The organism is Gammaproteobacteria bacterium, assembly GCA_033720895.1.
GTDB lineage: Bacteria > Pseudomonadota > Gammaproteobacteria > Natronospirales > JAJUFS01 > JAWWBS01.
Genome location: JAWWBS010000074.1, coordinates 1 through 9,127 on the forward strand (window position 1 = coordinate 1; position 9,127 = coordinate 9,127).

A 9,127-nucleotide genomic window follows, 5' to 3' on the forward strand; every position below is an offset into this window, starting at 1 on the left:
AAGACCATCAACACCCGCGGTGCCCTGCTGCATGTCATGGGCGACCTGCTCGGCTCTGTCGCCGCGCTGGCATCCGGCGCCGTGATCATGTTCAGCGGCTGGACGCTGATCGACCCGATCCTGTCGCTGTTCATCGCGGCGCTGATCTCGGTGGCGGCGATTCGGCTGCTGCTGGAAGCGACGCACGTGGTCATGGAAGGCGTGCCGCCGGAGATCGACCTGCCCGAGGTCGGCCAGGACATGGCGAAGGTGCCCGGCGTGCGCTCGGTGCATGACCTGCACATCTGGCGACTGGATTCGCATGTCATTGCGCTGTCGGCCCATGTGCTGGTCGATGACCTGAATACCTGGCATGCCGTACTGACGGGCCTGAAGAACATGCTGGCGAACAAGCACGCCATCGAGCACATCACGCTGCAACCCGAGCTGGTGGAAACCAGTGCCGTGCCGGTCAAGGCTGTCAGGCGTTACGACGATGGCCAAGCTGACAAGAAGGGAGATACTGAATGAGTTTCGAACAGGTCGTTTTCCCGCAAGTCACGTTTTTCTATTTCGCCATGCTGGTGTTCCTGTATTTCCACCTCACGCTGGGTGTCACCACCCTGCGTGCGATCAAGAAACGTGAGTTCGGCGCAAACGACAACCGCATGGACATGGCAGTGCGCGCGCATGCGCAATTCTTCGAATACGCACCGATCATCACCTTGATGGTCGCGGGGCTGGAAATGTCGGGCGTCGAGAGAACCAGCATTCACTGGCTGATGGGCATCCTGCTGCTTGGTCGCTTTTCACACTGCGCCGCCTTCTGGCTGCCGCAGCACTCCATCGCCTACTGGACCGGTCGCGCCATTGGCAACGTGTCGAACCTCGGCCTGTTGATTACCAGCAGCGTCTGGGGCATCGCCCGCTTCATGCCGGCAGGCATCAGCGGGTAAGCAGGCCAAACGCAGAGCCTTAGGCCAGCAACGCCAGCCAGGCTCCCAATTGCGGCACCTTGAACCAGTAGCGATGCGCCAGCACCACGTAGCTCACCGTGGCCGCCAGCAAGGGCAGCAACAACCAGGGGGCAGCCTCGATCACCTTGGGCTGGCTGGTCGCCAGCAGGAGATAGGTTCCTGGCAGGAAAACGAGTCCCACCGAATGGCTGGCATTGAAGCCCAGCCAGGCATTCCACATCGATGACTCTCGAGTAATCACCAGGTGTTCGCGCTTGAGCCGCGCAACCAGCTCCGGATCACGCGGATGCAGGCGCCTGCCATGAAAGGTGAACAGGAGATGCAGGCTGCCCAGCAGCATCAGCACCAGCGAACCAAAGCCCAGCAACCATATGTGAGCAGCCATCATCCAACGCTCCCTTGCCGGACCTCATGCCCGACATGATGTGAATTCACTCGACCAGCACGCGCTCCGGCTGACCACTTTCGTGAACGCGGAACACCAGGATGACGGCACCTTCCTCGCCCGTGATCGCGGTATGCACTTTCTTCAGCGGCACGCTCAGCACCTCGCCGGGACCGAAGGTGGTCTGTACCTCGCCCTCCAGCCAGAGTGATGCGGAGCCTTCAAGGATGTAGGCGAACTCCTCGCCCGGATGCCAGTGCTTGGGCAAGGACGTCTTCGGCGGCACTGTGACGCGACTGAGGATGACCTCGGTGCCAGCCACACGCGCCAGCTCGGCACGCATCAGGGTTTCCAGCTTCGGCTTTGCCGAATCATCAAGTGGCCCGGATGAGGCGACATTGAACGCCAGCGCGAGCAACGCAAGCGCGAGGAATGTCATGCAATGCTTGGTCATGGTGCAGCCCTCCCCATAAGCAGTAATGGTGCCTGTGAGTCTAGTCGGGAAAGCAGCAGCTGCCAGCTTGCCTAGGATTCGGGCTTGCGGGACACCTTGAGGAACAAGGGCCAGCGAACGCGGCGGCGTTCATGCGAGCGCCAGAACGGGTCGAGCTCGCCCTGCAACCACACCAGGGGATCGTGGCCCTTGGCGTCACGATACCGACGCACGGCCGACCAGGTGCCGATGTAGTTGATGAACTGCCGCGCCGTCCAGGTCACGCTCATCTCGAAATCGGGCACCTCGATCGATTCACCCGGCATCTCCAGCTCGGAGAGTTCCGCGTCCAGCTGTGAACGCTCCGGCGGCCAGTAGTCACCGACAACGTCCTTGTAGAAGACTTCCTCGATGCGATCGATGTTCGGGCTGACCTCGACCCGGCCATACCCCCACACCGCCAGCACGCCACCCGGCTTCAACACCCGCATGGCATCGGCAAAGAAACGTTCCTGGTCGAACCAGTGCACCGCCTGCGCGACGGTAACGAGATCCACGCAATCGCCCGGCAGCCAGGGATCGCCGGCCACCGCCTGCTGGTAATTGATCGAAGGATGACGCTGTGCGGCTTCGAGCTGGGCGGCACTGCCGTCGCTGGCCAGCACCTTTTCGAAATGCTCCGCCAGCGACATCGCCGCCTGGCCATTGCCGGTTGCCACATCCCAGGCGAGTTGCCTTTCCTCGCATTGCTCCGCCAGCCACTCGAACAAGCGCGGCGGATACGTCGGGCGTGCCGACGCGTAATCCGCGGCATGCGCAGAGAAATGATCCTGGAAAGGTTTGTGGTCGTCGATCATGCGAGCAATTCATCAGCCGTCAAATGAATGACGAAACCCTAGCAGGCTGAACGTCGACAAGACAGCAGATTGGATGTAGCCAGCCCACCAATTCCGGCCACTCTTGAAATGCACGGGTACAAGAGACTCCCGGCGAGTGCTACTCTGCGCGCGCATCTGGATTGCCAAGACCAAGGAAAGACATGTTATGTGCAAAAGCATGCGTTATCTGATTGCTGCAACAATCGCATTCGTTATGGGCTCGGGGCCGGCAGTGGCGATGGAGCAAGACTCGGAGGCGTCGGAACCGGACTTCGGACGACGCTATGTCGAGCTCCAGCTGCACAAGAACCGGTTTGCCGGACAACCCGGAGATGGCCGGCAGGTTGAAGCAAGCTTCCCGATCCTTTCCGATTTCTTCATCATCGGGATCTATTCCAAGGATTCCACCGAGGAAGGTGAAGACGTCCCGTTTATTGGCTATTTCTCGGATAACTACGCGACGGATCCTTCCTTCGATAATTTGAACGGCGGTACCCGCCGCGAAGATGTCCTTCTCGGCATTGGCAGGACCTGGTCGGGCGGCGACGAATCCATCGAATTTATGGCACGGGTAATGTTCGCAAGGAGCAGGTTCTCCTATGCCTGGAGCGGCAACAAGTCGTGGCCGAGATGGGAATCGCCGGACGATGGCGATACCGGTATCGTGTGGGCGCTTGGGATGCGGACAAAAGTAAGCAGTGCGTTCGAAATCTACGGTGAAATGGAACGCAATCACCTTCGATACCTGGATAACCTAGAAACGGAGTGGCGCGAGGATTTCGGGAAACTCAGCCTGGAAATCGGCGGTCAATACCGGGTAGCCAACTCGGTCAAGCTGTCACTTGGCTACGTCATGCAAGGTGATGTGCAAAGATTGCAGCTCGGTCTTCGATACGGGTATTGATGACACACTCATCGGCGTGTCTCGCGTGACAATTGGCCAGTACGCCTTGAATCCGGGACGCTTCGGGCCAGACAGGCGCTAGCCAGCAATCCTTTTGCAACTGGCCGAAACACGCCTGACCAGGACGCGAGAGCAGGAACAGGGCGGCAGCCAATCGGCTGCCTCCCTGGAGTTCAACGCGTTACAGGAAAGACTTACGTCTTCTTGTACACCTCGGCACCCTGCTTCATGAATTCCTCCGACATTTCCTGCATGCCCTCTTCCTTCTCTTCGAGCTTGGCCGCGTAGTCGCGCACCTGCTGGGAGATTTCCATGGAACAGAACTTCGGTCCGCACATGGAACAGAAGTGGGCGATCTTGTGGCCTTCCTTCGGCAAGGTCTGGTCATGGAAGTCGCGGGCGCGTTCCGGATCGAGACTCAGGTTGAACTGGTCTTCCCAGCGGAATTCGAATCGCGATTTCGACAGGGCATTGTCGCGGATCTGCGAACCCGGGAAGCCCTTGGCGAGATCCGCAGCATGCGCGGCGAGCTTGTAGGTGATGATGCCCTCGCGCACGTCGTTCTTGTCCGGCAGGCCGAGGTGTTCCTTCGGCGTGACGTAGCAGAGCATCGCCGTGCCGTACCAGCCGATCTGCGCCGCGCCGATGCCGGAGGTAATGTGGTCGTAGCCCGGCGCGATGTCGGTGGTCAGCGGACCGAGGGTGTAGAACGGCGCTTCATGGCAGTCCTCCAGCTCGATGTCCATGTTCTCCTTGATCATCTGCATCGGTACATGACCCGGACCTTCGATCATCACCTGGCAGTCATGCTCCCAGGCGATCCTGGTGAGTTCGCCCAGGGTGCGCAGCTCGGCCAGCTGCGCTTCGTCATTCGCATCGGCAATCGAACCCGGGCGCAGGCCGTCACCCAGGCTGAACGACACGTCGTAGGCCTTCATGATTTCGCAGATCTCTTCGAAGTGCGTATAGAGGAATGATTCCTTGTGATGCGCCAGGCACCACTTCGCCATGATCGAGCCGCCGCGCGACACGATGCCGGTGACGCGACTCGCAGTCATCGGCACGAAGGGCAGGCGCACGCCGGCATGGATGGTGAAGTAGTCCACGCCCTGCTCGGCCTGTTCGATCAAGGTGTCGCGGTAGATTTCCCAGGTCAGGTCCTCGGCCTTGCCGTTGACCTTTTCCAGCGCCTGGTAGATCGGGACCGTTCCAATGGGTACTGGCGAGTTGCGCAGGATCCATTCGCGGGTCTCGTGGATGTTCTTGCCGGTGGAAAGATCCATGACGGTGTCGCCACCCCAGCGGGCCGCCCACACCATCTTCTCGACTTCTTCCTCGATGGACGAGGACACGGCGGAGTTGCCGATATTGGCGTTGATCTTCACCAGGAAGTTGCGGCCGATGATCATCGGCTCGGATTCCGGGTGATTGATGTTCGCCGGGATGATGGCGCGACCGCGGGCGACTTCGTCGCGCACGAATTCCGGCGTGATCTTTTCCGGGATGCTGGCACCATAGCTGTTGCCGGGATGCTGTTTCAGGTAACCGGCCTTTTCGTATTCCGCACGCATCTCGTCGATGCGGCGATTCTCGCGAATCGCGATGAATTCCATTTCCGGCGTGATGATGCCCTGCTTCGCATAGTGCATCTGGGTGACGTTCTTGCCGGCTTTCGCCACCCGCGGCTTGCGGATGTGCTCGAAGCGCAGCTTCGCCAGCTCCGGATCTTCCGCCCGCTGCTTGCCGAAGCTCGAGGTCGGTCCGCCGAGCTCCTCGGTGTCATCGCGCTCCAGGATCCACTTTTCGCGCAGCGGCGCCAGGCCGGCACGCAGGTCGACCTTCACCTCCGGATCGCCATAAGGCCCCGAGGTGTCGTAGACCGTGATCGGCGGGTTCTGGATATCGCCGTCCAGTGCCTTGGTCGGCGACTGGTCGATCTCGCGCATCGGTACCCGGATGTCCGGCCGCGAACCTTCGACATAGATCTTCTTCGCATTGGGGAAGGGCCGGGTCACGTCCTCGGCCAGCTCACGGGTTTTCTGGATGAAGTCCTCGGGTATGGCGCTCATGCTGAATCCTTGGCCCTGGTATTGGCGATGGCAGTCGTTACCCGGGCGGGATGCTCCCGGCCCGGTCGAATTGGCAATTTCAAAGGCCGACCATTGTACCTGCCAGGCCCGCAGAAGAAAGCAGGCCCGAGGGGTCGAATTCTTGCCTTGGGAGGTCCTTCAAAGTAAGCTTCCGCTCCCGAAATTCTTCGATTTTTCCGCCCCGATCGGCGCGGACAGCAACGGATCCCGACATGGCCAACAGCAACAGCATCGACTTCGAACAAGCCCGTGAATACATGGTGGAGCGCCAGGTACGTACCTGGGAAGTGCTGGACCAGCGCGTGCTGGATGTGATGCGTGCCATGCCGCGCGAGGCCTTCGTGCCCGCCGATTTCCGGAACCTGGCCTATGCCGATGCCAATATCTCGCTGGCACCCTTCCGGGCGGAAGGCGAGGAAATGATGCAGCCCAAGGTCGAAGGCCGCCTGCTGCAGGCGCTGGATATCGGCGACGGCGACAACATCCTGGAAATCGGCACCGGCTCCGGTTACCTGACGGCGCTGCTGGCACGGCTGGGCAACAAGGTCACCAGTGTCGACATCAACGAAGCGCTGACGGCGCAGGCAGGCGACACCCTGCAGGCCCAGGGCATCGACAACATCACGCTGGAAAGCCGCGACGCCGCGACGCTGGACGGCATCGGCAAGCAGTACGACTGCGTTGCCGTGACCGGCTCCATGCCCCGGCTGCATGACAGCTTCCGCCAGGCTCTGAAAGTCGGCGGCCGGCTGTTCGTCATCATCGGCAGCGGCCCGATGATGGAAGCCCAGCTGCATACCCGCGTCACCCAGGATTTCTGGCAGGTCGACAGCCTGTTCGATACCCGCATCGCCCCGCTGAAGAACGCCTGGAATCCCAAGACCTTTGTCCTCTGAGGACACCCCCGACCCCCAAACCGCTGTCCGCCAGTGGGCACCCGCGGACGTCCGCAAGGCGATGGCGGACGGCTGGCAGCCCCTGCTGATCGACGTCCGCGAACCCTGGGAATGGCCACTGGCCAGCCTGCCGGACGATGCCTTTGATGTCCTCCGTATCCCGCTGGCCGGCCTGCCTGCCGCCATTCCAGGGCTGCCGCGCAACCGCCCGCTGCTGTTTGTCTGCCACCACGGAATTCGAAGCTGGCACGCTGCTTGCATGATGGTGCAGTACAGCGCATCGGGGCAGGACATGGACATCGTCAACCTCGCTGGCGGCATCGATGCCTGGTCGCGGGACGTGGATCCCGCGATTCCCAGGTATTGAGGCGGGAACGAAATCCGCTTTCATCAGTCTCAATGTCCTGTTGCACAGCAAAGTATTGGTGATATACTTCACTATAACACCTAGAGCTGGAACGTAAGAAAACCAAGGAAAATGGCCATGAACAGCTTCGCGACACGTATTTCGCAACGCCTTTCGGCAACCTGCCTGGCGTTGCTCCTCGGCACCTCGATGAGCCTGGTGGCCCTGCCCGCCTCGGCGGACGACCTGCTGGACGCCTATCGACTGGCCAAGCAGAACGATCCGCAGATTCGCGCCGCCGAGGCCACCTTCCTCGCAGCAGCGGAAACCTGGCCGCAGGCCCGCGCCGCCTACCTGCCACAGATCTCCGCGACCGCCTCGACCGGCGAATCCACGGCAGAGCAGACGAATGACGAGCTGGACTTCAATTCCACCACGGGCACGGTGAACGTCATCCGGGGCATTGAAAGCTCGGCCGATACCGACAGCCTCAGCTGGTCGGTCGACCTGCGCCAGTCGATTTTCGACTGGAGCAAGCTCAAGGATTTCTCCCGGGCCAGCGCCGAGGTCGCCAAGGCCGAGGCCGAGTACATGGCCGCCCAGCAGGCGCTGATGATTCGCGTCTCGGAACGCTACTTCGACCTGCTGAAGGCCATCGACAACCTGGAAGCGAACAAGGTCAATCGCGAGTCCATTGGCCAGCAGCTGGAACAGACCCGCAAGCGTTTCGATGTCGGCCTGATCGCGATCACCGACGTGCAGGAATCGCAGGCCGCCTACGACCGTGCCGTGGCCGATGAAATCGCGGCCCAGCGCCAGGTGAACACCTCGCGCGAACGCCTGCGCGTGGTGCTCGGTCAGTACCTCGAGAATCCGGAGACGCCGGTCGACAACATGCCACTGACCGAGCCGAACCCGGCGTCAGAAACGGAGTGGGTCGACAAGGCGCGCGAGCAGAACCTGGAAGTCATTTCGAATCGCTTTGCGGTCGAGTCCGCCGATGCCTCGGTGGCCATCAACCGCGCCGGCCACTACCCGACCCTGGACCTGGTGGCACAGCGTCGATACAACGAAACCGAGAACACCATTACCGATACGACCATTCCCATTCCGTCGACCACGCGTGAATCCGAGACGACCTATATCGGCGTCCAGCTGAACGTGCCGATCTTCTCTGGCGGAGCCACCCAGAGCCGTGTTCGCCAGGCGGCAGCGCAGCGCTCGGCGGCGATGGCCAACTTCAACCTGGCCGTGTCGACCACCGAGTCCAATACCCGCGATGCCTACCTTGGCGTGATTTCCGAGATTTCGCGTTCGCGAGCATTGAAGCAGGCCTACGAATCGGCCTCCACCGCACTGAAAGCCACCCAGGCGGGCTACGAAGTCGGCACGCGTACGGCGGTCGACGTGCTCGATGCCCGCCGCGCTGAATTGCAGGCCCTGGTCAACTGGAAATCTTCCCGCTACGACTACCTGCTGAACCTGCTGAGACTCAAGCAGGCTGCCGGTACCCTGTCCGACCAGGACATCGAGCAGGTCGCCTCGTTCATGGATTGAACAAGCACTGACAGGCATGAAAAAAGCCCCGCATCGCGGGGCTTTTTTCATGCTGCCGGCAGGACATTCAACGCGCTGATTGCAGGAAACTTCCGAGCAGTTCTTGCAGGCGTTCAAGGGCGCCACGATTGTCGGCGACGATATCGCCGGCCAGCTGCCCCAGCCGATCGCGCTCCTCGGGATGCTCCAGCAGTCGATTCCATGCGTCACCCAGCTGGTCTGCATCCTCCACCACCAGCAGGGCGTCGGCCGCTCGCATGGTCTCGAAAATGTCCGGGGTGCTGGAGTGGTGCGGGCCGGTCAGCACCGGCACACCGATTACCGCCGGCTCCAGCAGGTTATGCCCACCCGCATCGACCAGGCTGCCCCCCACGAAGGCCGCATCGGCCGCGGCCAGGAAGGCGTTCAGCTCCCCGATGGTATCGACCACGTAGACATCGACACCGCTGGGCTGGGGATCGCGACTGCGCAGCTCGGCCACGAAGCCCTGCTGCTCGACAAGCGACAGTACCGCCGTGCCCCGCTCGGGATGCCGCGGCACGATCAGCAGCCGCGCGTCGGCCTGCTTTTCGCGAACCTGCCGAAAAGCCTCCAGCACCGCTTCGTCTTCGCCAATGCGGGTACTGGCCGCGATCAGCACCGGCGCAGCGCCGAACAGCAACTGGCGCATTGCCCGCCCCTG

Annotated in this window: 11 protein-coding genes; 6 read left to right on the forward strand and 5 right to left on the reverse strand. The window is 61.5% G+C overall.

All coding sequences use genetic code 11. The annotated features are described in order from the left end of the window. Together R3217_09545 and R3217_09550 are read left to right on the forward strand one after the other, a co-directional pair. The coding region (locus R3217_09545) for a cation diffusion facilitator family transporter (GenBank protein MDX1455687.1) at positions 1–510 on the forward strand (510 nt) is incomplete at its 5' end. Continuing rightward, on the forward strand, positions 507–935 hold the full coding sequence (locus R3217_09550) for an MAPEG family protein (GenBank protein MDX1455688.1): 429 nt from the start codon (positions 507–509) through the stop codon (positions 933–935). The genes R3217_09545 and R3217_09550, both read left to right, overlap by 4 nt. Before the next feature lie 19 nt (positions 936–954). Here the strand turns inward: R3217_09550 and R3217_09555 are convergent, their stop codons facing one another. The 3 genes from R3217_09555 to R3217_09565 form a co-directional block, all read right to left on the reverse strand. Continuing rightward, positions 955–1,341 carry a hypothetical protein gene (locus R3217_09555; protein ID MDX1455689.1) on the reverse strand — a complete coding sequence of 129 codons (387 nt, stop codon included), beginning with the start codon at positions 1,339–1,341 and terminating at the stop codon, positions 955–957. 46 nt (positions 1,342–1,387) lie between these two features. Then, positions 1,388–1,795 carry a cupin domain-containing protein gene (locus R3217_09560; GenBank protein ID MDX1455690.1) on the reverse strand — a complete coding sequence of 136 codons (408 nt, stop codon included), beginning with the start codon at positions 1,793–1,795 and terminating at the stop codon, positions 1,388–1,390. Positions 1,796–1,866: 71 nt separating this feature from the next. Then, positions 1,867–2,631, reverse strand: a complete 765-nt coding sequence (locus R3217_09565) for a class I SAM-dependent methyltransferase (protein MDX1455691.1) — start codon at positions 2,629–2,631, stop codon at positions 1,867–1,869. Positions 2,632–2,830: 199 nt separating this feature from the next. Between R3217_09565 and R3217_09570 the strand changes: the two genes are divergently transcribed. Further along, positions 2,831–3,556, forward strand: a complete 726-nt coding sequence (locus R3217_09570; GenBank protein ID MDX1455692.1) for a hypothetical protein — start codon at positions 2,831–2,833, stop codon at positions 3,554–3,556. Positions 3,557–3,750: 194 nt separating this feature from the next. Here the strand turns inward: R3217_09570 and thiC are convergent, their stop codons facing one another. Next, entirely contained in the window at positions 3,751–5,625 is a 1,875-nt protein-coding gene (gene thiC / locus R3217_09575) for a phosphomethylpyrimidine synthase ThiC (GenBank protein MDX1455693.1), read from the reverse strand. A gap of 233 nt (positions 5,626–5,858) precedes the next feature. Between thiC and R3217_09580 the strand changes: the two genes are divergently transcribed. From R3217_09580 to R3217_09590, 3 genes are all read left to right on the forward strand, one after another. Next, entirely contained in the window at positions 5,859–6,542 is a 684-nt protein-coding gene (locus R3217_09580) for a protein-L-isoaspartate O-methyltransferase (protein MDX1455694.1), read from the forward strand. Then, positions 6,532–6,909, forward strand: coding sequence for a rhodanese-like domain-containing protein (locus R3217_09585; protein ID MDX1455695.1), 378 nt, complete (start codon positions 6,532–6,534; stop codon positions 6,907–6,909). The genes R3217_09580 and R3217_09585 overlap by 11 nt, the downstream gene beginning before the upstream one ends. Before the next feature lie 117 nt (positions 6,910–7,026). Further along, complete coding sequence (locus R3217_09590) at positions 7,027–8,445, forward strand: TolC family outer membrane protein (protein ID MDX1455696.1); 1,419 nt, start codon at positions 7,027–7,029, stop codon at positions 8,443–8,445. A gap of 67 nt (positions 8,446–8,512) precedes the next feature. Here the strand turns inward: R3217_09590 and R3217_09595 are convergent. Continuing rightward, positions 8,513–9,127: glycosyltransferase (locus R3217_09595; GenBank protein MDX1455697.1), on the reverse strand; the 615-nt coding region annotated here is incomplete at its 5' end.

Coding starts and splice junctions, on each gene's coding strand:
- R3217_09550 (MDX1455688.1), top strand. CDS start 507: ATGAGTTTCGAACAGGTCGTTTTCCCGCAAGTCACGTTTTTCTATTTC.
- R3217_09555 (MDX1455689.1), bottom strand. CDS start 1,341: ATGGCTGCTCACATATGGTTGCTGGGCTTTGGTTCGCTGGTGCTGATG.
- R3217_09560 (MDX1455690.1), bottom strand. CDS start 1,795: ATGACCAAGCATTGCATGACATTCCTCGCGCTTGCGTTGCTCGCGCTG.
- R3217_09565 (MDX1455691.1), bottom strand. CDS start 2,631: ATGATCGACGACCACAAACCTTTCCAGGATCATTTCTCTGCGCATGCC.
- R3217_09570 (MDX1455692.1), top strand. CDS start 2,831: ATGCGTTATCTGATTGCTGCAACAATCGCATTCGTTATGGGCTCGGGG.
- thiC (MDX1455693.1), bottom strand. CDS start 5,625: ATGAGCGCCATACCCGAGGACTTCATCCAGAAAACCCGTGAGCTGGCC.
- R3217_09580 (MDX1455694.1), top strand. CDS start 5,859: ATGGCCAACAGCAACAGCATCGACTTCGAACAAGCCCGTGAATACATG.
- R3217_09590 (MDX1455696.1), top strand. CDS start 7,027: ATGAACAGCTTCGCGACACGTATTTCGCAACGCCTTTCGGCAACCTGC.